Origin of the sequence: Alishewanella sp. HH-ZS, assembly GCF_001704375.1 — a bacterium.
GTDB classification, from domain to species: Bacteria; Pseudomonadota; Gammaproteobacteria; order Enterobacterales; family Alteromonadaceae; genus Alishewanella; species Alishewanella aestuarii.
This window is the reverse complement of the sequence record NZ_LZEJ01000004.1, coordinates 1-20,378: the sequence shown is the minus strand read 5'-3', so window position 1 is coordinate 20,378 and position 20,378 is coordinate 1. Positions and strand designations below refer to the sequence as shown.

The following is a 20,378-nucleotide window of genomic DNA, read 5'->3' as shown; positions in this document are numbered from 1 at the left end:
TATGATATAGTAACCAAGCTTGGCGGCTCAGAAAGTGAAGCCAAGCGGATTGCCAGAAATTGTCGAAGCTGGTGGAGTAACAGCTAGATGTTACTCCATAAAGTACTGACGATAAGCTACTTCGACGGGCAAGGCTTGGTGTGACTCTCCTAACCTCAACTTCTCGAAACGCCCGATGCGGACCCACATGCAGGGTGGTGTGGCAGGGGGAGATCAGACAATCTGATCTCCCCTATGCCGATTTCAGGAAACACCAATCTTGCATTCAAAGCGTAATTCACCTATGTTTGTTAATGCGTGTGAACGAAGGCGCGTGGAAGTAAGTAAAATAAGAGGGATTTTTATTATGAGTAAATTTATTTGTGTGTTTATGTTTTTTTTGGTCTTAAGTTCATTTTCTAGCCATGCACAAAAGCTACAATCTGAAACAGATAAACTCGAAGATCTGAGTATTTATAATCCTCATTTGGACGAATCGTTTCTAACAAAAACAGATGGCTTGGCACATTGGCACAAGACTGATACATCTAATCCTAAGGGTCTTACCGCTCGGAGCTATAGTCAAAAAGATGGTTTATATGCCGGTTATATCGCAGAGAGCGATATCCGCCTATTATTTATTTCCACCCAGCATCACACTGGTCCAATCAACGCTAAAATTCTCTATCTTGATAAAAGTACTAAAGAAGTCAAACCTGCTTTTACTTTGGCAAGATATGAAACTAAAGATAGTTCAACATTAAAAATACTGGTGGGAGGTGTAGATTTAATTTCTGCGTTAAGGGAAACCGCACTAAATCCGAGAACCCGAAACACATCAGAAAAAATTAAAATGTTAACGGAGTTTCTATCTAGCGACGTAGGTAAGGCTTTGTCCGAATCAATACCAGTTTTATATAGTGAACTTGAGGTGCTGGATAAACACGATAATACTTTAGCAGGATTAAAAGCACCATTTGGTGCAATGCGAATGGCACTTGATCTGGTCACAAATCGTTTTAGTAGTTTTACCTTTAGTGAAGGTATTCTTGAACAAGAAAAATTAAAGTATCTCATAGAAAATTGCGAGGATGATGCTTGTCTTTATCGGTCATCACAATTTGTTATCCATAACCATGGTCTCTTTGATGTACTTACAGATTTTGACAGCATGTTAAGCTGTCAAAGAAAATTGCTTGCGCTGAACGCATTAGAGAGTCAATCAGCTTCTGAGCACATCACGGGAAATTCAAGCAATCAGTGTTTTGGCTATTGTGGGCCTGGCTGTTTGACTCCCGGAAATGTTAAAACGTCTGAGTGTGAAGGTCACGATCAGTGCGTCTGTGAGAAGTCACATTTTGAATGTCTTTTTTCAGCACCAAGCAACTGTGGTAGTGGGAGCTGTCCAGACTCACCTGTTCCTGTGGGCCATTGCAGTTCACTAATATCTGCAATTATTAGCTATATTGGTGCTTTGTTTGGATTTGATTGGGGCTTTGGCTCGGATATTATTGTAGAGTTGCCATGGGAGAATACGCCCTGCAATAGCTTTGGCAGTTGTAACAACTGTTATTTTCAAGCGAATTGCTATCCATCACACCATATTGATTTGTAGAGGAGAGCAGCGATGAAATTCTCTTTTGCAATGATTCTTTGTGCGGCTTTTTTGGCTGGGTGTCAGGGCACGGTTTTAACTATGCACCAGGTTCAAATGAATGTTAAAACCGACCCGCCAGTGCAAAGAACGGAATATTACGATGGAGCTAGCCCTTCGGCGTTTCCTTTTGACTATCCCTGTTATCGGGATGAGATCGTAGAACTTTGCGTTATCGTAGGTAAATATCACCTACGTTTTAACGTGACCGCGCAGTTACAAAACGAATTGGAGTTTTTATGGGGGGAAGCGCTGATTTCCTCTTCGGAACAACCCAAACCTAGAGCATTACGCACAGGTTACTTTTATCTGGATATTCCGGTAACGCATGAGTTAGGCAGTTGGCCGGTATCTGGTTATTTTGCGCCGCCGACGGTTAGCATTGCGCAAGCTGAAAAGCGTTTTGGTTTTCAGATAAATGTCTCTGAGCTATACGCATATCCAGCTATGTTCGGGACCCAGACCATGGGTTACAAACAAAAAGGGTTTATCGACACCGGTATCGGGCGACAGCTTATACTTCAGGTACCGGTTCGTTTTAATGAACAAACGACGATATATCACTTTATTTTTACCGCCACTGATGTCGCTCAGTGGCGCTCATACTTCTGAGTATAGATATCGGCCTTAGTTATTCGGTAAGGAATGCTTTTCCGTACTGAGATTTGTAAGAATCTGTAGTGTCTGGCAAACGGTGTCACCTGAAAATATAAGTATTATTGAGTTGTAGCTGTTAAAATTCACAGAATTAATGATTGCTGGCTAAAAAACTTATACTGGAACACCGATGTCTCAACACCGTCCAAACAAAAATAAAGCTGCTAACCCGTTGCAAAAGCCTTGGGCAAAAACGGATAAGCCTGCCGGGAACACGCTTAACCGTCAAACGGTAACTACAAAACCTCAAACAGTTAAATCGGCAAAGTCAGTACATGACGATGAGATAAAAGTCTATAGCCAGAACGCTTGCCGCGTGCTGTTTCAACAACGTCCAGAAGCGGTTATTCGATTATATGTGTCTGAAAAAATGGCACCAAAATTTGCGGATGTCATGAAGCATTTGGCTGCTGCAAAAAAGGCTTACCATATCGTTGATGAAGTTGAGTTAGAAAAAATTGCCGCCAGTAGCCATCATGGTGGTGTGGTGATGCTTGCCAAACGCAGACCTATCCAGAATATCGGCCAGTATTTGCAACAAAATAAGATGTTAAAGCAAGACTGCTTACTCAGCCTCGACGGCGTTGGAAATGCGCACAATCTGGGCGCTATTACCCGTAGCTGCGCCCACTTTGGCGTAAACGGCATTATTATGCGCGAGCCGCAGTTATTACAATCCGGTGCCGCTTTACGCACAGCTGAAGGCGGTGGTGAGTTTGTCGATGGCCTGGCATGTGATGATTTACCGCTGGCGCTTAAGCTTTGTAAAGACGCGGGCTATACGCTGATTACCACATCCAGCCATGGCGGCAGCTCGCTCTATAACACGGCCTTGCCGGCCAAAGTGGTGATTGTATTTGGCGAGGAGATGTTTGGCGTATCGAAAAATGTGGCGAAAAGTGCCGATATTGCGCTGCAAATTCCGGGCTCAGGCAAGGTAGAGTCACTGAATGTCAGTGTTGCGGCCAGCCTGATTTTAGGCGAGTGGTACCGGCAGCAGCAAGGCTAATGTTGGCGGCCTAATCGGCAACTGGCAGGGTTAAACCTGCCGGCGGCTCAGTGCCTATATATTGAAAACGTGGGATCAGCTCACCGGCAATTTCAACGTTTTCGGCAAACATGGTGGCAGGGCGGGCCCAAAGGCCAAAGTCAGCATACAGTGCCCGGTAGATCGCCAGCCATTCCTCAGTTTCACTGTGCCTGGCCAGATCCAGCAACTGATAATAAGCGCCTTTATAATGCTGATAATAACCCGGCGCTAACGCCGGTTTAGCCTTGTTGTTCATACCAGCCTTCAAAAATAATCTGCGCCGACAGGCTATCCACCTTATCTTTGCTTAAATTGCGATAACCGCCCTCGGCGAATAAGCGGCTACGCGCATCGGCGGTGGATAAACGCTCATCATGATAAGCGATAGGTAAACCAAAGCGGCCATGCAAGCGGTTGGCAAATTTACGGGTACGGGCGGTAAACTCCTGCTCGCTGCCGTCCATATTTAGTGGCAAGCCCACTAACAACAGCTGTGGTTGCCATTCCTGAATTAAGCGTTCAATTTGCTGCCAATCCGGGATGCCGTCTTTAGCTTTTAAAGCAGCGAGCAAGGTGGCGCTGCCGGTCAGCTCTGAGCCTACGGCCACGCCGATGCTTTTAGTGCCATAATCAAAACATAAAATAGTGCGGGCGGTCATCAGGCGTGTCCTGCCTCACCGGTCAGTTGCCACGGTTGAATACCGATACTGGCCGTAGCTTTTTGCCATTTCTCGGCATGGCTGAGATCAAAAATAATGCGGTTGTCGGCCGGGATCACCAACCAGCTATTATCGGCGATTTCCTGTTCCAACTGGCCGGCAGTCCAGCCCGCATAGCCCAGCGCCAGTAAGAACTTCTCCGGTGCCTGCTCGGTAGTCAGATCCTGCAAAATATCCTTCGAGGTGGTAACCATTAAACCATTTTCCAGCTGTAAACTGCTGTGATAACCAGGCTTGGCGGTGTGCAATACAAAGCCGCGGTCATGCTGTACCGGCCCGCCCGCAACCACCTTGGCCTGTGCCGCCGGACTCTTGGCGTCGTAGCTGATTTCCAGCTGCTCTAACAGCTCAGCCAGTGATACATTCATTGGATGATTGACCACTATGCCCATGGCACCCTCTGCGTTATGCTCACACAGGTAAGTCACACTGCGTTTAAACATCGGATCGTCCAGTGATGGCATTGCGATTAAAAAATGATTCTGGAAACCTTGCATACTGTTCTCCTTGATCAACCTGTGGTGCGACCAACTTACTACGAACCTGCTGCCAGGCGACGCTCGATAGCATCAAATAACATACCGGTAATACTGATCGGGAAGGCGGCTTCGATTTCCCGGATACAGGTCGGGCTGGTGACATTAATTTCGGTCAGTTTGTCACCGATCACGTCCAGGCCGACGAAGATTAAACCTTTGGCCTTTAAGGTTGGGCCTATGGCTTTGGCAATGGCCCAGTCGCTGTCTGACAGCGGACGGGCTTCGCCACGGCCGCCGGCGGCTAAATTACCACGGGTTTCACCCGAAGCGGGGATCCGTGCTAAGCAGTATGGCACAGGTTCGCCGTCAACCACTAAGATGCGTTTATCGCCATCGACAATTTCCGGAATATAGCGCTGCGCCATCGCATATTGACTGCCATGGGCGGTGAGTGTTTCTAAAATGACACTGACATTCGGATCTTCAGGTTTTAAGCGGAAGATCGAGGCGCCACCCATGCCATCCAGTGGTTTTAAAATCACGTCCTGTTCTTGCTGGTAGAAAGCTTTTAAGCGCTTAGGATCACGGCTGACCAGGGTTTTTGGCGTAAACTGACTAAACCAGCTGGTATAGAGCTTTTCGTTGGCATCGCGCAGACTTTGCGGCTTATTGACAATCAGGCTGCCGGCATCTTCGGCGCGCTCCAGCATATAGGTGGAGTAGATATATTCGGTATCAAAGGGCGGATCTTTGCGCATCAGAATCACGTTGAGCTCGCTCAGCGCCAGATCCTGTTCGCTACCAAAGTGATACCAGCGCGCCGGGTTGGGTTCGACACTGAGTAAGCGCGACCGGGCGCGGGCCTGACCTTGCAGTAAATACAGATCCGCCATTTCCATATAGTGAATTTCATAGCCGCGGCGTTGCGCTTCCAGCAGCATAGCAAAGCTGGAGTCTTTTTTGATATTGATGTCCGCAATCGGGTCCATCACGATGCCAAGTTTAATTGCTGTCATGCTTATCCTCAGGCGAGATCGCCAAATTGCAGTTGCAGGGCGCTGATCGCGGTCAGCGCTGCCGTTTCAGTGCGCAAAATTCTCGGACCCAGCGTAATACCGGTAAAGCCGGCGGCCGCGGTCTGGCTGACTTCGGTATCGGTAAAGCCACCTTCCGGACCTATTACCAACTGAATATCGCTGGCCGGAGTTAGGGTCTTAATGGTGGCGGCAGCGCGCGGATCCAAGGTCAGCCGTAAAGCTTTTGTTGGGGTGGTCAGCCATTGTTGCAGACTCACCGCCGTGTGCACTGTGGGCACCACACTGCGTCCGCTTTGCTCGCAGGCGCTGATCGCAATTTTTTGCCACTGCTCGGTACGTTTTGCCAAACGCTCGGCATCCAGTTTTACACCGCAGCGCTCGGTAAACAGCGGGGTGATTTCGGTCACGCCAAGCTCTACCGCCTTTTGAATGGCAAAATCCATCCGGTCACCACGGGAAATGCCTTGACCTAAATGGATACGCAGCGGGGATTCGACCGGATTGTCACTGCTGCTGTCGATAGTAACCCATAGCTGCTTCTTGCCGACTTCGCTGATGGTAGCGACATAGTTTTTGCCATCGCCATTAAACAATTGTAACGGCTGTCCCGCTTGCATGCGCAGAACCCGGCCGACGTGGTTGGCCGCGTCGTCACTCAGGACAAGCTTAGCGCCGGCTGGCAAGGCTGATGGCTGGTAGATTCGTATTGTTCGCATCTTGTCGTTCTGTTTAACTGAAAAAAGCATGAGGCTAATATTAACAGTGTTTTGTCTTAACCCGGCGCTAATCCATAAAAAAAGGCCCCGCAGGGCCTTAGTCAAAACGCGTGTTGCTTAGCGGTTGGGGATATAGTCGTAAGTCGCACCTAAACCCAGCGGAATATCCAGTGCCCAGAAGCCAAGCAGGAAGGCAGTCCAGAGTACCAGCATCGCAATAGAGTAGGGCAGCATTAACGCTACCAGAGTACCAATGCCGCTGTTCTTCACATACTTTTGACAGAACACAACGATCAGCGGGAAGTATGGCAGTAGTGGGGTGATAATGTTGGTCGAAGAGTCACCGACGCGGTAGGCGGCCTGGGTCAGATCCGGGGAAATACCCAGTTCCATTAGCATTGGCACCATGATGGCGCCAATCAGTGCCCATTTGGCAGAAGCTGAACCGACAACCAGGTTAACTAAACCGGATAAAAACACGATACCCACCAGCGTCATTGCCAGTGGCAGTCCCATGGCTTTTAATGCATTGGCGCCTTTTAACGCCAGTAATACCCCCAGATTCGACTGGTTAAAGGCATACAGGAACAGCGCACAGAAGAACGCCATCACGATATAGTAGCCCATACCACTCATCGCATTGCTCATGCCTTTGATGATATCACGGTGAGTTTGCACTGTACCGGCGACATAACCATAGACAATACCCGGTACCAGGAAGAATACAAAAATCAGCGTCACAATCGACTTCATCAGTGGCGAAGCGGCAACCAGCAGCGGGTTCATCCCCTCGGCAACTTGCTCAGCGGGTGCTGCCCAAGGCGTTGCGGCAGGTACAACAATACTCAGTGCCAGCAGGGCGGCCACGACAAACATCGAAATCACGGCAGCGCGTAAGCCTTTCCGCTCTTGTGCACTCAGTGCATCCATTTTCACCATCTGTGACGTATCGCCATCAACCTTAGTGGCTTGCAGGCGCGGTTCAATCACTTTATCCGTTAAAAACCAGCCGACTAATACAATCAGGAAGGTCGATGCGGTGGTAAAGATATAGTTATTTAGCGGGTTGATGGTAACAGTTGGATCCAGCAACTGAGCCGAAACCTGAGTCATACCGGCCAGTAACGGATCCAGGCTGGAAGGGACAAAGAACGTTGCCGAGAAACCACCGGAAACACCGGCAAAGGCTGCTGCGATACCGGCCAATGGATGACGGCCCGCAGCATAGAAAATTACCGCACCCAGCGGAATCACCAGCACATAGCCGGCATCTACCGCCACATGGCTTAGTACACCCACGGCAATTAACACTGGGGTTAATAACATCTTTGGCGTGACGGCCAGAATAGAGCGTAAACCGGCATTAATAAAGCCGGTATATTCCGCGACACCTAAACCTAACATCGCGACCAATACTACACCTAATGGCGGGAAGTTAACAAAGGTTGTCACAATATTGGAGGCAAACTGAGTAAGAGCAGCCCCGGATAGCAGGTTAACAATTTGCACCTGCTGTCCGCTGCGAGGGTCGATTTCGGTAAAGGTCATTCCGGAAAATAACCAGGACAGGCCCCAGACGATAACCATTAACAGTGCAAAGAGCACGGCCGGATCGGGTAATTTATTCCCGATCACCTCAATGGTATTGAGTGCACGGTTCATCCAGCCGTTATTCACGGCGGCGGTTTGTTCTGACATAGCAGTTCCTTTCTCTTTCTTTTTTATTGTGTGATTGCTAAGCGCAATCAAACCCTGGAGGCTAAAACGCCCTAATAATACACAAAAGCGCGCTTCGGGTAAGCGGCAAATCGGTTGTGGCAGCAAATTAAAACAAAAAAGGAGAGTCACCTCTCCTTTTTACGGCATTTAACCCGCTATCGGTTATTTGGCGTACTGACGTAACAGCTCAGCTTTATCGGTTTGCTCCCACGGGAACTCGTTACGGCCGAAGTGACCGTAAGCCGCGGTAGGCTGATAAATTGGTCGCTCCAGATCCAACATTTGGATCAGGCCATAAGGACGCAGGTCGAAATGCTCGCGTACCAGTTTGATCAGCTCGTCTTCACTCAGTTTACTGGTACCGAAGGTTTCCAGGCTGATTGAAGTAGGTTCGGCAACACCAATAGCATAAGATACTTGCAGTTCCAGACGCTCTGCCAGACCAGCCGCAACCAGGTTTTTCGCAACATAGCGGGCAGCATAAGCCGCTGAGCGGTCAACCTTGGATGGATCCTTACCAGAGAAAGCTCCACCACCGTGGCGCGCCATACCACCGTAGCTATCTACGATAATCTTGCGGCCGGTTAAACCACAGTCACCCATAGGGCCGCCGATCACAAAACGACCGGTTGGGTTGATAAAGAACTTGGTTTTGCTGCTTAACCACTCCGCCGGCAATACTGGCTTAATGATTTCTTCCATTACCGCTTCACGCAGATCAGCCGTGCTGATGGTGTCACAGTGCTGGGTAGATAATACTACGGCATCGATACCGACCGGCTTACCATCTTCGTAAATAAAGCTTAACTGCGACTTGGCATCCGGGCGTAACCACGGCAGGGTACCGTCTTTGCGCACCTGGGCCTGACGCTGCACCAGACGGTGTGAATAGGTAATAGGTGCCGGCATCAGCACGTCAGTTTCGTTACTGGCGTAGCCAAACATTAACCCCTGGTCACCCGCGCCTTGCTCACGCGGATCAGCTTTATCTACACCCTGATTGATATCGGGTGATTGTTTACCAATAGCATTTAATACAGCGCAAGAGTCGGCATCAAAACCCATATCGGAGTGGGTATAGCCAATTTCACGTACGGTTTTGCGTACCAGCTCTTCGATATCAACCCAGGCAGAAGTCGTGATTTCGCCACCGACTAACACCATACCTGTTTTAACGAAGGTCTCACAGGCAACACGCGCCTTGCTGTCTTGTTCCAGGATCGCATCCAGTACCGCATCGGAAATCTGATCAGCGATTTTATCCGGATGCCCTTCAGATACAGACTCAGACGTGAAAATATGTTGTGCCATCTGTTAGTTTCCACCACGTTAGTTAATACATAAAGCGCCGTGACACTGTCACAGCGCTGTGATTAAGCAGGCGCAGCAATTGCCAACTCACAATATAACTCAAAATGTATAGCCGGCAGGCGCCAAAAAAATAGCCGCTTATTTTAGTGAAAGCCCCCGGCGATTACCAGAAAAATTTACGCCCAGACGTCTTTCATGCCGGAAATTACGTAAACCTTAGCTGCCGGATCACTGCGCTGCAAAAAAGGTCACAGATAATCATTTGCCATCTGACGGCGGCTGGGTGAAAATACGGCCATCTAAACCCCCACAGTAATCATTTTAGTAACAGCCTGTGTCGGGTTACACTGCGAACCTCAAGTCTGAATTATCAGCGCAATTTGTCAGGAGTCTGCATGCCATCTCGTAAACAACTCGCCAATGCCATCCGTGCCTTAAGTATGGACGCGGTGCAAAAAGCTAAATCTGGCCACCCAGGCGCCCCAATGGGGATGGCCGATATTGCCGAAGTGTTATGGCGTGACTATCTGAAACATAACCCGCAAAACCCGGGCTGGGCCGACCGGGACCGCTTTGTGCTGTCGAATGGTCACGGCTCGATGCTGATTTACTCTTTATTACATCTGACCGGGTATGACTTATCGATAGAAGATTTAAAGCAATTCCGCCAGCTGCACTCGAAAACCCCGGGTCACCCTGAATTTGGCTATGCACCCGGTGTTGAAACCACTACCGGGCCGCTGGGGCAGGGTATTACCAATGCCGTGGGCATGGCGCTGGCCGAAAAAGCGCTGGCGGCGCAGTTTAACCGCCCCGGTTTTGACATGGTGGACCACTATACTTATGTGTTCCTGGGCGATGGCTGTTTAATGGAAGGGATTTCGCACGAAGCCTGTTCGCTGGCAGGTACCCTTGGCCTGGGTAAGCTGATTGCGTTTTGGGATGATAACGGTATTTCGATTGATGGCCATGTTGAAGGCTGGTTTACCGATAATACCCCGGCGCGCTTTGAAGCCTACGGCTGGCATGTCGTGGCCAATGTTGATGGCCATAATCCGGAAGCGATTAAAGCGGCCATTGAACAGGCACGCGCCGTGACCGACAAACCGACACTGATCTGTACCAAGACCGTGATCGGTTATGGCGCACCGAATAAAGGTGGCAGCCATGACTGCCATGGCGCACCGCTGGGTGAAGCGGAAATTGCCGCTGCCCGCGAATTTTTACAATGGCCTTATGCCCCCTTTGAAATCCCGGCGGATATCTATGCTGACTGGGATGCCAAGGCAGCCGGTGCGGCAGCAGAACAAAGCTGGCAACAGCGCTTTACTGCATACGAAAAAGCTTATCCGGAACTGGCCGCCGAGTTTAAGCGTCGTCATGCCGGTACCTTACCTGCCGATTGGGCAGCACAAAGTCAGGCGTATATTGAGCAATTACAAGCTAACCCGGCAACTATCGCCACCCGTAAGGCATCACAAAATGCGCTGAATGCCTTTGGCCCGCTATTACCGGAGTTTATGGGGGGCTCTGCCGACTTAGCCGGCTCCAACCTGACCATTTGGTCTGGCTCTAAGCCGCTGACCAGAGACGATGCCGCCGGTAACTATGTTTACTACGGAGTGCGCGAATTTGGTATGTCGGCCATGATGAATGGTATCGCGCTGCATGGTGGCTTTGTGCCTTACGGCGCGACCTTCCTGATGTTTATGGAATATGCCCGTAATGCAGTGCGGATGGCAGCGTTAATGAAGCAAAGAGTGATCTTTGTTTATACCCACGATTCAATTGGTTTGGGTGAAGACGGTCCAACGCATCAACCGGTCGAGCAGCTGGCCAGCTTACGTGTTACCCCGAATCTGATGAACTGGCGCCCTTGCGATCAGGTAGAATCAGCGGTGGCCTGGCAGCAAGCGATTGAGCGCCAAGATGGCCCAAGTTCGCTGATTTTTACCCGCCAGAACCTGGTACAGCAGCCGCGTACCGCAGCACAACTGGCCGCGATTAAGCGCGGCGGCTATGTGCTGCTGGACTCTGCCGCGACGCCTGAGCTAATTATCATTGCTACCGGCTCCGAAGTAGAGCTGGCGATGCAGGCTGCTAAAACGTTGCAAGCCGAAGGTAAGGCCGTGCGAGTTGTGTCTATGCCATCGACGGATGTGTTTGAGCAACAGGACGCCAGTTACCGTGAAGCCGTGCTGCCAGCCAGTGTCAGCAAGCGGATTGCGGTGGAAGCCGGTATTATGGATACCTGGTATAAATACGTTGGTTTAAATGGCGCCGTGATTGGTATGCAGACGTTTGGTGAGTCGGCACCGGCTGAGCAGCTATTTGAACACTTTGGTATTACCGCCGCTAACGTGCTGGCGACTGCCAGAAACTTGCTGGCGTAATTCTGGTTTTGTAACGGGCCCTTACCGGGCCCGTTTTTTCATGCTGAGCTTATGACAATTAAACTGGCAATAAACGGCTTTGGCCGTATCGGTCGCAACATTTTGCGCGCCATTTATGAAAACGGCTGGCAACAGCAGTTGCAGGTGGTTGCGATTAATGAGCTGGCGCAAGCCGAAGGTGTGGCGCATCTGCTACGTTACGACAGTGCCCATGGCCGTTTTCGCTATCCGGTTGCGGCGATCCCGGGTGGCTTGAGTGTCGCCGGCGACAAGATTGCACTCTTTAATGAACCTGATCCGCTGGCGTTACCCTGGCGCGAGCTTGGGGTGGATATTGTGCTGGAGTGTACCGGTGTTTTTCACAGCCGGGAGCACGCCAACTGGCATTTGCAGGCCGGTGCCAAAAAAGTGTTATTTTCGCACCCAGCGGACGCCGATATCGATGCCACAGTAATTTACGGCATTAATCAGCATTTGTTAGACGCGCAGATGCAAGTGATTTCAGCCGGCTCCTGTACCACTAACTGTATTGTTCCGGTGATCCAGGTACTGGATCAGCACTTTGGTGTTGAAAGCGGTACTATTACGACCATTCATGCGTCAATGAATGACCAGCAGGTGATTGACGCCTATCATCCGGATCTACGCCGCACCCGTGCGGCCAGCCACTCCATTATTCCGGTGGATACCAAGCTGGCACTGGGGATCGAGCGGATTATGCCGCATCTGGCCGGGCGTTTTGAAGCCATAGCGGTGCGGGTGCCCACTATTAATGTTACGGCGATGGACCTTAGCGTTACCCTGCATCAGGACGTGACCATCGCCGAAATTAACCGGGTATTGCGCGCAGCCGGTCAGACCGCATTACAAGGCATTCTGGATTACACTGAAGCGCCGCTGGTGTCGGTTGATTTTAACCATGATCCGCATTCCTGCATTGTCGATGGCAGCCAAACCCGGGTCAGCCACAAAAGATTAGTGAAATGCCTGGTATGGTGCGATAACGAATGGGGCTTTGCTAACCGGATGTTGGATACCGCCAGAGTGATGAGCCAAAATTTTTAATTGCAACCTTAATTCGAGTTTAATCCCAGGGAGAGAAAGATGTCTGTGATCCGTATGAGCGACTTAGATTTGCACGGCAAACGTGTACTGATCCGCGAAGATTTAAACGTACCGGTTAAAGACGGCGTGGTAACCTCAGATGCGCGCTTAAAAGCCGCAATTCCCACCATTGAACTGGCGCTTGCCAAGGGCGCGAAAGTGATGGTGATGTCACATCTGGGCCGGCCGGAAGAGGGCGTATTTGACGCCGAATCCTCAATGCAGCCGGTAGCAGACTATCTGGCTAAAGCGTTAACGGCACCGGTGCGGCTGGTGGCAGACTACCTAAAGGGTGTTGAGGTTGCACAGGGCGAAGTAGTGGTGTTTGAAAACGTACGCTTTAATAAAGGCGAAGGCAAAAACAACGATGAGCTGGCGCAAAAACTGGCCGCGCTTTGCGATGTGTTTGTGATGGATGCCTTTGGTACAGCGCACCGCGCTCAGGCGTCGACTCATGGTGTCGCCAAGTATGCTCAGATTGCTTGCGCCGGCCCATTACTGACCGCAGAACTGGACGCTTTGGCTGCCGCTTTGAAAAATCCAAAACGGCCATTAGTTGCTATCGTCGGTGGTTCGAAGGTTTCTACCAAGCTGACTGTACTGGAGTCACTGTCTGGTATTGTTGATCAGCTGATTGTGGGGGGCGGTATTGCCAATACCTTTATTGCTGCTCAGGGACACAATGTCGGTAAATCATTGTGTGAAAACGACCTGATCCCGGAAGCACAGCGCTTAATGGCGCAGGCGAAAGCCCGTGGGGGTAATATCCCGGTACCCACCGATGTGGTAACAGGTAAAGCCTTTAGTGCCGAGACAAAGGCTGAGTTGAAAAACGTCGCTGCAGTAGCCGCTGATGATATGATTTTTGATGTTGGCCCAGCCACCATCGCTGAGTTAACGGCTATTTTGAAAAACGCCGGTACCATTGTCTGGAACGGTCCGGTTGGTGTGTTTGAATTTGACCAGTTTGGTGCTGGTACCAAGGCGCTGGCGGAGGCTATCGCACAAAGCGAGGCATTTTCAATTGCCGGTGGCGGTGACACCCTAGCGGCGATTGATAAATACGATGTGGCTGCCCAAATTTCCTACATTTCGACTGGTGGTGGTGCATTTCTGGAATTTCTGGAAGGAAAAACCCTACCAGCAGTGGCAATTTTAGAAGAACGCGCTCAGAATTAATAAATAACAAAAAAGAAAACTTTTTACCTAAAACTGTACCTTAGTATAAAAGAGAGGAAGCAATGGCTCTGATTTCCTTACGGCAAATGCTCGATCATGCCGCCGAATTCGGTTACGGCGTACCGGCGTTTAACGTAAACAACCTTGAACAGATGCGTGCCATTATGCTGGCTGCCGATAAAACCGATAGCCCGGTAATAGTGCAGGCATCAGCCGGTGCCCGCAAATACGCCGGCGCGCCTTTCCTGCGCCATTTAATCCTGGCGGCAGTGGAAGAGTTCCCGCATATTCCGGTGGTGATGCATCAGGACCACGGTACCTCATTAGCCGTATGTCAACGCTCAATCCAGTTGGGCTTTTCATCCGTGATGATGGATGGTTCCCTCGGCGAAGATGGCAAAACACCGATGGACTACGCGTATAACGTCGAAGTAACCCGCCGGGTCGTCGAAATAGCGCATGCCTGTGGTGTCTCGGTAGAAGGCGAGTTAGGTTGTTTAGGCTCACTGGAAACCGGTGACGCCGGTGAAGAAGATGGCATCGGTGCGGATTGTAAGCTTAGCCATGATCAGATGCTGACCGATCCGGAAGAGGCGGCGCAGTTTGTGCGTGAAACCCAGGTTGATGCCCTGGCTATTGCCTGTGGTACTTCACACGGTGCCTATAAGTTTAGCCGGCCACCAACAGATGATATTCTGGCGATTGACCGGATTAAAGCCATTCACGAACGGATCCCGGATACTCATCTGGTGATGCACGGCTCCTCTTCAGTGCCGCAAGACTGGCTGGAAATTATCAACGAATATGGCGGTGCTATCCCGGAAACCTATGGTGTGCCGGTCGAGCAAATCCAGCAAGGGATCAAATACGGGGTGCGTAAGGTCAATATTGATACCGACCTGCGTCTGGCATCGACCGGTGCGATCCGTCGCTATCTGGCGAAGCACCCGGCCGAATTTGATCCGCGTAAATATTTACAGGAATCCGTAAAAGCAATGGCGGATATCTGCGTTGCCCGTTATCAGGCCTTTGGCTGCGCCGGGCAAGGCAGTAAAATCAAGCCGTTGTCATTGGATAAGATGGTTGATTTATATGTGGCAGGTAAATTAACGCCGAACATTAAATAACCAGAATTTTTAATGCGCGTTAAACAAGGTAAGAGCTCTGTTTAACGCGGCTTAAAATTGGTGCTAAACCTTCCGTGCAGGACAGGTGGCGAAAGCCTTGTCAGCGCTGGCTGTCTGTTGACATCCGGCGTTTTACCTGTAATGATGCGGGCGGTTTACCCTCTAAAACGAGGGCTGCTGCCGTGCTATACGGCAACCCCTTACAACATCAGGTTACGTTAATCAGCAATAATTGGTTGGGAACTATGTTTAATAAAAAAATCCATATGAGCCTTGTTGCTTCTGCACTGGCGGGCAGTTTTGCCCTGGCTGGTTCAGCTGCAGCGACAGATTTAAAAGATCTGCATCAGGCAAATGCACAAATCCAGCGTGCAGCAGTACAGTCTCAGGAAAAAATCAATACTATTTACGAGCAGACTCAGGAACTGCTGGGTGAATATCGTGGAGTCGTCGTTCAAACTGACAACCTGAAAGTCTACAACGACTTCCTGGCAACTCTGGTGGCTGACCAGCAGCGTCAAATTGACGGCTTAGAAAAGACCAACCAAGGCACAGTGCCACTGATGTTCCGCATGATTGACTCATTAGAGCAATTTATCCAGGCTGACATCCCACTGCGTACCGACCGTCGTTTAGAGCGCGTACAACGTTTACGTGATCTGATGGCCCGTTCAGACGTGCAGCGTTCTGAGCAATTCCGTCAAATTTTAGAAGCCTATGAAATCGAAATGGGTTATGGCACAGAGTTGGCTGCCTTCCAAGGCACTCTGAATATGGGCGGTAGCGATATTACTGTTGATTTCGTGCATCTGGGCCGCTTAGCGCTGATGGCGCTGGCATTAGATGGCAGCTCAGGCTGGGTGTATAACAAGAGCACTGGTAGCTGGGATAAGTTAGCGGATTCATACTTACCGTCAATCGGTAACTTTATCAAGATGGCACGTCGTGAAGCCACGCTTGAGATGGATCGTGTACCACTTTTCGCAGCGGAGTAAGAATAGATGAAATTGGCAATTAAAAGTTTAGTCGTCGCTGCGGCAGTAACACTTTCTGCATCAGTAGCCTTTAACGCGACTGCAAATACTCAGAAGCTGGATCAGTTATTACAGCAAGTACAACAACAGCGCACTATTGAAGGCCGGATCAACCAAGAACGCGAGCGAGCTTTCCTGGCTGAGCGTGCAGACAAACAAGCGTTGTTAAATACCGCTAAGCGCCAACTGGCTGAAGAAGAAGCCCGTGGTAAGCGTTTACAGCAACAATATGCCCAAAACGATATCGCTATCGCTCAGAAACAACAGGAGCTGCAAAGCGCCCTGGGTATTATGGGTGAGGTATTCGGTGTGGTTCGTCAAACAGCGAACAAAACCGTTGGTACTATTTCAAGCTCTATCGTTAGCGCTCAGTATCCAGGTCGTGACGTAGTACTGCGTGATATCGCTGCTGCGACTGAACTGCCAACCATTGAGCAAATGGAAGAGCTGTGGGTAGCGATGTTAACTGAAATGACTGAATCAGGTAAGATCGCTAAGTTTGATGCTGAAGTGGTTGAACTGGCTGGCGGTAGCTCGACTCAGCGCGTAACCCGCTTCGGTGCTTTCCACCTGACCACTGGCACTGATTATTTAATTCGTAACGTAGACACTGACCAGATCCAACCACTGGGCCGTGCTCCACAATCTAAGATCCAACGTTCAGTAGCGGCGTTCCATGGTGCTCGTGCCGGTGAGTTAACCAGCCTGTATGTTGACCCAACTAAGGGTAACTCACTGTTACGTCTGAACCAGCAACGTTCGACCTTGATGGAGTACTACCATGAAGGTGGTACAGTTGGTTACCTGATTACTGTACTGTTAGCTATTGGTTTACTTATTGCTCTGGAGCGGATTCTGGTGTTGACGGCAGTTGGCGGCAAAATGCGTACACAGCTGAAAAACTTAGGTAACCCTTCGACCAACAACCCGCTGGGCCGGATCCTGAAAGTTTACCACGACAACAAAGATGCTGACGTAGAAAACCTGGAACTGAAACTGGACGAAGCTATCCTGCGCGAAACGCCAAAAGTTGACCGTGGTATCGGCTTAATCAAACTGTTTGCTGCGGTAGCGCCGCTAATGGGTCTGTTAGGTACTGTTATCGGTATGATCCTGACGTTCCAGCAAATTACTCTGTATGGTACTGGTGACCCGAAACTGATGGCCGGTTCAATCTCTCTGGCGCTGGTAACAACCGCTCTGGGTCTGATTGCTGCGCTGCCACTGCTATTCGCACATAGCATTGTACAAGCTCGTGCTAAATCGATTCTGCAAGTTCTGGATGAGCAAAGCGCTGGTATCGTAGCGGCTCACGCGGAGAAGGAGAAAGCCTAATGATGCTCCAGCTAATAGGGCTGTGGGAATCGGTACAGGATTTTATCCATACGGGTGGCAACGTCTTGTACGTTGTCGCTGCAGTGCTCTTCATTATGTGGGTATTGATGATTGAGCGCTACTGGTATGTCACTTCGATTTTCCCGAAAATGAAACGGGAAATTATCGCAAAGTGGGATGCCCGGGAAGATACCACTTCCTGGTATGCACATAAGATCCGTGACTGCTGGATTTCTGAAGCGACGGATAAACTCGATCAAAGAATGTTACTGATAAAGACACTGGTTGCAATGTGCCCATTAGTGGGCTTGCTTGGAACGGTAACAGGTATGATTGCGGTGTTCGATATTATGGCCACCCAAGGTACCGGTAACCCTCGCACTATGGCGGCGGGTATTTCCATGGCAACTATTCCAACAATGGCCGGTATGGTTGCTGCCTTGTCGGGTGTATTTTTCAGTTCGCGGCTGGAAGTGAAAGTCAAACGGGAAAAAGCAGATCTCGTTGACAGCTTACCGCATCATTAAGAGAGAATTTTTATGGCACGTAAACGTATACGCGAAGACGAAGAGGCCGCAATCGACATCACGCCGATGATGGACATCGTTTTCATTATGTTGATCTTCTTTATCGTGACGACCTCTTTCGTGAAGGAAGCCGGTATTGATGTCAACAAACCTGAAGCCACTCAAGCTGTTAAAAAGCCAAGCGCTACGATCTTTATTGCGATCCGTGCCAATGGTGAAGTGTGGATGGACAAGCGGCCGGTTGATGTGGAGCGGGTTTCTGCCAACATCGAGCGTTTAAGAGCGGAGTCACCAACGGATACCATCATTATCCAGGCTGACAAAGAAGCGAAACACGGTGTAGTTATGGAAGTAATGGATCAGATTAAAGCTGCCGATCCTGCGCTTGTAATTACTGTTGCCGGGGAGAATAACTAACTATGGTACGTTTCCTAACATCGTTAATTATCGGTGCCGTGGTAACGTTCCTGTTGTTTCTGATTATGGCGCTGCTCATTGAGGGCAGCGGCGACCGCCGGCCTCCTGAGCAGGAGCGTATTGTCATTGAGATTAATACGACGCCGCCGGATTCAGATACACAGACGCGGACACCACCGCCACCGCCGCCACCGCCACCACCGGCTCAGCCGCCACAGCAGCCGCAGCCTCAACCTGAAACAACGAATACCGCAGGTGCAGTATCGTTTAATCTTCCCGGCTTGGACTTGGGGGTTAATGCAGGTTTAGGTAATCCTGGTTCGCTGTTACGTGACGGTGACGCGACGCCAATCGTGCGGATTGAACCACGCTATCCGGTTCAGGCTGCCCGCGATGGTTTACAAGGCTGGGTTCGTTTGCGGTTTACCATTATGGAAGATGGCAGCGTAGATGAAGTGGAAGTTATTGAAGCTGAACCACGCCGTGTGTTCGATCGTGAAGCTATCCGTGCGCTGCGGCGCTGGAAGTATAGCCCGAAAGTGGTGGATGGTAAGCCGGTGCGTCAGCCTGGTCAGCAAGTGCAGCTGGACTTTACCCTTGACATGGCTCAGGGAGGCTAACAGATGAAAAAATTGTCTTTAATTTCTTCTGCGTTATTGGTCGCTGCCAGCATCAGTTTTTCGGTACCCAGCTTTGCTCAGGTTACCCTGACTGATGCTGATCGTGCCCGTATTGAAGAGCGAAAAAACCGTCGTACCACACTTCCTGGTGAACGTGTCGGTCGCGGAGTGACTCGAGCGTTAGAGCTTTACAACGAAGAGAAAGTTGACGAAGCACTCAAGATATTGCTTGAAGTTCGTGGCGGTAGTGACTATGACAACGCATTTCTTGCGCGTTTTATTGGTACGCTTTATGCGCAGATAGGCAACACTACTGAAGCGATCAAGTATCTTGAACAGGCACTGAAGCCTGATGTCCTGAGCTACTCCGATCACTCGGCTTCATTGAAACTGGTTGCAGACTTATTGCTGCAGGCGGAAAAATTTAACGAAGCGGCCAGAAACTATGAGGCGTTACTGCGCTTTACTGGTGAAAACGACCCTGATGTTTATTTACGTATAGCTAGTGCATATGTTCAAACACAGCAACACGCTAAAGCATTACCATTTGTGGATGCTGCGATTCGTTACTCCAGAGATCCTAACAAGTCGCATTATCTGTTAAAAATGGGCGCTCATTATGAGCTGAAGCAATACCCTAAAGCGATTGAAACTGCTGAGACTATGGTTCAACTGTTTCCAGAGGAACGCCAGTACTGGGTTTATTTGGGACAATTTTATACCTTGGTTGAAGACTATCAGAAGTCATTAAGTACGTATCAAATTGCTTACGCTAATGGTTTTCTAGAGTCTGAAGCTGATTTCAGAATGCTAGGACAGCTGTACGCTAATAACAGTATTCCTTACAAAGCTGCGTCAATTTACGAAAAATACCTGAAGAGCGGTAAAATCAAAAAAGACCGCACTATGTTAACTGCAATTGCATCTAACTATCAGGCTGCTCGTGAATTTGCTAAAGCTGCCCAGTACTATGGTGAACTTGCCGCTCTGACTAACGAAGCAGAGGCTTACCGTCGTCAAGGAATGGCTTTTATGGCAATTCAGCGTTATAGCGACGCGCTAAAAGCTTTTGAAGCTACCTTAGCTCGTGATTCAAGCAATGCTGGCCGTGTTCATATGAGTATGGCGGAAGCATTCCTGAATCAGGATAAACTGAGGGAGGCATACGCTTCACTCCAGCTTGCTAAGCGTGATTCAGCAACTTCTCGACAAGCAACTAACTATGAAGGTTACGTAAGAGAGAGAGCTCGGATCAAAGGTATTACTCTCTAATAGTAGAGCTTGAACGAAAAGCCCGCTTAATAGCGGGCTTTTTTATATGTGCGCCGGGCATGGCGCGCA

At 49.7% G+C, this 20,378-nt stretch carries 20 protein-coding genes; 13 read left to right on the top strand and 7 right to left on the bottom strand.

What is annotated here, in order from left to right:
* Positions 1–346: 346 nt before the first annotated feature.
* From A9165_RS02470 to A9165_RS02460, 3 genes are all read left to right on the top strand, one after another.
* Entirely contained in the window at positions 347–1,594 is a 1,248-nt protein-coding gene (locus tag A9165_RS02470; protein ID WP_141686130.1) for a hypothetical protein, read from the top strand.
* 12 nt (positions 1,595–1,606) lie between these two features.
* Positions 1,607–2,245 (top strand): hypothetical protein, encoded by a 639-nt coding sequence (locus tag A9165_RS02465; protein ID WP_065954800.1) that lies wholly within the window; start codon positions 1,607–1,609, stop codon positions 2,243–2,245.
* 175 nt (positions 2,246–2,420) lie between these two features.
* On the top strand, positions 2,421–3,299 hold the full coding sequence (locus tag A9165_RS02460) for a tRNA/rRNA methyltransferase (protein WP_065954799.1): 879 nt from the start codon (positions 2,421–2,423) through the stop codon (positions 3,297–3,299).
* Between the two features lie 10 nt (positions 3,300–3,309).
* On the opposite strand, the gene A9165_RS02455 is transcribed toward A9165_RS02460, so the two are convergent.
* From A9165_RS02455 to metK, 7 genes are all read right to left on the bottom strand, one after another.
* On the bottom strand, positions 3,310–3,576 hold the full coding sequence (locus A9165_RS02455; protein WP_008610037.1) for a DUF1653 domain-containing protein: 267 nt from the start codon (positions 3,574–3,576) through the stop codon (positions 3,310–3,312).
* Positions 3,560–3,979, bottom strand: coding sequence for a Holliday junction resolvase RuvX (gene ruvX / locus A9165_RS02450; protein WP_008983099.1), 420 nt, complete (start codon positions 3,977–3,979; stop codon positions 3,560–3,562). The genes A9165_RS02455 and ruvX overlap by 17 nt, the downstream gene beginning before the upstream one ends.
* Positions 3,979–4,536, bottom strand: coding sequence for a YqgE/AlgH family protein (locus A9165_RS02445; protein WP_065954798.1), 558 nt, complete (start codon positions 4,534–4,536; stop codon positions 3,979–3,981). The genes ruvX and A9165_RS02445 overlap by 1 nt, the downstream gene beginning before the upstream one ends.
* 38 nt (positions 4,537–4,574) lie before the next feature.
* Positions 4,575–5,534 carry a glutathione synthase gene (gene gshB, locus A9165_RS02440; RefSeq protein ID WP_065954797.1) on the bottom strand — a complete coding sequence of 320 codons (960 nt, stop codon included), beginning with the start codon at positions 5,532–5,534 and terminating at the stop codon, positions 4,575–4,577.
* 8 nt (positions 5,535–5,542) lie between these two features.
* Positions 5,543–6,271, bottom strand: a complete 729-nt coding sequence (gene rsmE / locus A9165_RS02435) for a 16S rRNA (uracil(1498)-N(3))-methyltransferase (RefSeq protein WP_065954862.1) — start codon at positions 6,269–6,271, stop codon at positions 5,543–5,545.
* Between the two features lie 117 nt (positions 6,272–6,388).
* A complete protein-coding gene (locus A9165_RS02430) occupies positions 6,389–7,969 on the bottom strand; it encodes an AbgT family transporter (RefSeq protein ID WP_065954796.1) in 1,581 nt (526 codons plus the stop codon).
* A 183-nt stretch (positions 7,970–8,152) separates the two neighbouring features.
* A complete protein-coding gene (metK, locus tag A9165_RS02425) occupies positions 8,153–9,301 on the bottom strand; it encodes a methionine adenosyltransferase (RefSeq protein WP_008610045.1) in 1,149 nt (382 codons plus the stop codon).
* A 395-nt stretch (positions 9,302–9,696) separates the two neighbouring features.
* On the opposite strand from metK, the gene tkt reads away from it, so the two are divergent.
* The 10 genes from tkt (at position 9,697) to A9165_RS02375 (ending at position 20,309) form a co-directional block, all read left to right on the top strand.
* Positions 9,697–11,694 (top strand): transketolase, encoded by a 1,998-nt coding sequence (gene tkt, locus A9165_RS02420; RefSeq protein WP_065954795.1) that lies wholly within the window; start codon positions 9,697–9,699, stop codon positions 11,692–11,694.
* A 51-nt stretch (positions 11,695–11,745) separates the two neighbouring features.
* Entirely contained in the window at positions 11,746–12,759 is a 1,014-nt protein-coding gene (epd, locus tag A9165_RS02415; RefSeq protein WP_065954794.1) for an erythrose-4-phosphate dehydrogenase, read from the top strand.
* A gap of 39 nt (positions 12,760–12,798) precedes the next feature.
* A complete protein-coding gene (locus tag A9165_RS02410) occupies positions 12,799–13,977 on the top strand; it encodes a phosphoglycerate kinase (protein ID WP_065954793.1) in 1,179 nt (392 codons plus the stop codon).
* A 62-nt stretch (positions 13,978–14,039) separates the two neighbouring features.
* On the top strand, positions 14,040–15,104 hold the full coding sequence (fba, locus tag A9165_RS02405; RefSeq protein ID WP_065954792.1) for a class II fructose-bisphosphate aldolase: 1,065 nt from the start codon (positions 14,040–14,042) through the stop codon (positions 15,102–15,104).
* 245 nt (positions 15,105–15,349) lie between these two features.
* Positions 15,350–16,099 carry a DUF3450 domain-containing protein gene (locus A9165_RS02400; protein WP_065954791.1) on the top strand — a complete coding sequence of 250 codons (750 nt, stop codon included), beginning with the start codon at positions 15,350–15,352 and terminating at the stop codon, positions 16,097–16,099.
* A gap of 6 nt (positions 16,100–16,105) precedes the next feature.
* Positions 16,106–17,473 carry a MotA/TolQ/ExbB proton channel family protein gene (locus tag A9165_RS02395; protein WP_065954790.1) on the top strand — a complete coding sequence of 456 codons (1,368 nt, stop codon included), beginning with the start codon at positions 16,106–16,108 and terminating at the stop codon, positions 17,471–17,473.
* A 2-nt stretch (positions 17,474–17,475) separates the two neighbouring features.
* Positions 17,476–18,000: a MotA/TolQ/ExbB proton channel family protein gene (locus A9165_RS02390; protein ID WP_065954861.1), complete on the top strand. Its 525-nt coding sequence runs from the start codon at positions 17,476–17,478 to the stop codon at positions 17,998–18,000.
* Positions 18,001–18,012: 12 nt separating this feature from the next.
* Positions 18,013–18,417: a biopolymer transporter ExbD gene (locus A9165_RS02385; protein WP_065954789.1), complete on the top strand. Its 405-nt coding sequence runs from the start codon at positions 18,013–18,015 to the stop codon at positions 18,415–18,417.
* Between the two features lie 2 nt (positions 18,418–18,419).
* A complete protein-coding gene (locus tag A9165_RS02380; RefSeq protein WP_065954788.1) occupies positions 18,420–19,037 on the top strand; it encodes an energy transducer TonB in 618 nt (205 codons plus the stop codon).
* 3 nt (positions 19,038–19,040) lie between these two features.
* Positions 19,041–20,309 (top strand): lipopolysaccharide assembly protein LapB, encoded by a 1,269-nt coding sequence (locus A9165_RS02375; RefSeq protein ID WP_065954787.1) that lies wholly within the window; start codon positions 19,041–19,043, stop codon positions 20,307–20,309.
* Positions 20,310–20,378 lie beyond the last annotated feature (69 nt).

Excerpts from the sequence above, each read along its gene's own strand:
- A9165_RS02445 (WP_065954798.1), bottom strand. The coding sequence starts at position 4,536 with ATGCAAGGTTTCCAGAATCATTTTTTAATCGCAATGCCATCACTGGAC.
- tkt (WP_065954795.1), top strand. The coding sequence starts at position 9,697 with ATGCCATCTCGTAAACAACTCGCCAATGCCATCCGTGCCTTAAGTATG.
- A9165_RS02455 (WP_008610037.1), bottom strand. The coding sequence starts at position 3,576 with ATGAACAACAAGGCTAAACCGGCGTTAGCGCCGGGTTATTATCAGCAT.
- epd (WP_065954794.1), top strand. The coding sequence starts at position 11,746 with ATGACAATTAAACTGGCAATAAACGGCTTTGGCCGTATCGGTCGCAAC.
- ruvX (WP_008983099.1), bottom strand. The coding sequence starts at position 3,979 with ATGACCGCCCGCACTATTTTATGTTTTGATTATGGCACTAAAAGCATC.
- metK (WP_008610045.1), bottom strand. The coding sequence starts at position 9,301 with ATGGCACAACATATTTTCACGTCTGAGTCTGTATCTGAAGGGCATCCG.
- A9165_RS02380 (WP_065954788.1), top strand. The coding sequence starts at position 18,420 with ATGGTACGTTTCCTAACATCGTTAATTATCGGTGCCGTGGTAACGTTC.
- A9165_RS02410 (WP_065954793.1), top strand. The coding sequence starts at position 12,799 with ATGTCTGTGATCCGTATGAGCGACTTAGATTTGCACGGCAAACGTGTA.
- A9165_RS02395 (WP_065954790.1), top strand. The coding sequence starts at position 16,106 with ATGAAATTGGCAATTAAAAGTTTAGTCGTCGCTGCGGCAGTAACACTT.
- gshB (WP_065954797.1), bottom strand. The coding sequence starts at position 5,534 with ATGACAGCAATTAAACTTGGCATCGTGATGGACCCGATTGCGGACATC.
- A9165_RS02400 (WP_065954791.1), top strand. The coding sequence starts at position 15,350 with ATGTTTAATAAAAAAATCCATATGAGCCTTGTTGCTTCTGCACTGGCG.
- A9165_RS02465 (WP_065954800.1), top strand. The coding sequence starts at position 1,607 with ATGAAATTCTCTTTTGCAATGATTCTTTGTGCGGCTTTTTTGGCTGGG.
- A9165_RS02460 (WP_065954799.1), top strand. The coding sequence starts at position 2,421 with ATGTCTCAACACCGTCCAAACAAAAATAAAGCTGCTAACCCGTTGCAA.
- A9165_RS02430 (WP_065954796.1), bottom strand. The coding sequence starts at position 7,969 with ATGTCAGAACAAACCGCCGCCGTGAATAACGGCTGGATGAACCGTGCA.
- A9165_RS02385 (WP_065954789.1), top strand. The coding sequence starts at position 18,013 with ATGGCACGTAAACGTATACGCGAAGACGAAGAGGCCGCAATCGACATC.
- A9165_RS02375 (WP_065954787.1), top strand. The coding sequence starts at position 19,041 with ATGAAAAAATTGTCTTTAATTTCTTCTGCGTTATTGGTCGCTGCCAGC.
- fba (WP_065954792.1), top strand. The coding sequence starts at position 14,040 with ATGGCTCTGATTTCCTTACGGCAAATGCTCGATCATGCCGCCGAATTC.
- A9165_RS02390 (WP_065954861.1), top strand. The coding sequence starts at position 17,476 with ATGCTCCAGCTAATAGGGCTGTGGGAATCGGTACAGGATTTTATCCAT.
- A9165_RS02470 (WP_141686130.1), top strand. The coding sequence starts at position 347 with ATGAGTAAATTTATTTGTGTGTTTATGTTTTTTTTGGTCTTAAGTTCA.
- rsmE (WP_065954862.1), bottom strand. The coding sequence starts at position 6,271 with ATGCGAACAATACGAATCTACCAGCCATCAGCCTTGCCAGCCGGCGCT.